Source organism: Mesorhizobium sp. M8A.F.Ca.ET.161.01.1.1 (genome assembly GCF_004792105.1).
In the GTDB taxonomy this organism is placed as follows: Bacteria; Pseudomonadota; Alphaproteobacteria; order Rhizobiales; family Rhizobiaceae; genus Mesorhizobium.
The window spans coordinates 1-337 of record NZ_SRTD01000255.1; the positions used below are offsets into that span (position 1 = coordinate 1).

General features: G+C 64.7%; 1 pseudogene. It reads right to left on the minus strand.

The features are described from left to right. A pseudogene (locus tag EN804_RS35595) lies at positions 1–337 on the minus strand (D-galactarolactone cycloisomerase); the annotation flags it as partial.

Genomic DNA, 337 nt, shown 5'->3' on the forward strand with positions numbered 1-337 from the left:
TGGGTGCGGTCAAATTCCATGATCGGTTCGATGGGATTGACCCGCACCGGATCAGGCGTCATCGCCGCCATGAATTGCAGCGCGGCGGCGATCTGTACGCCGGTGCCCCAGACATGCGGCACGATGCGCACGCCGTGCAGCGTGGCAAGCGTGGCAATCTTCTGCGTTTCTGAAAAGCCGCCGCATCCGCAGAGATCGGGCTGGAGAATATCCACGGCACCGGCGGAAAGCGCCTGCCACATGCCGTGACGCCCATGCCAGGTCTCGCCGCCCGCAACCGGGATCGGCTGCCCTGCCCGTACACGCTGATAGGCATCGAGCTGTTCGGGAACCACCG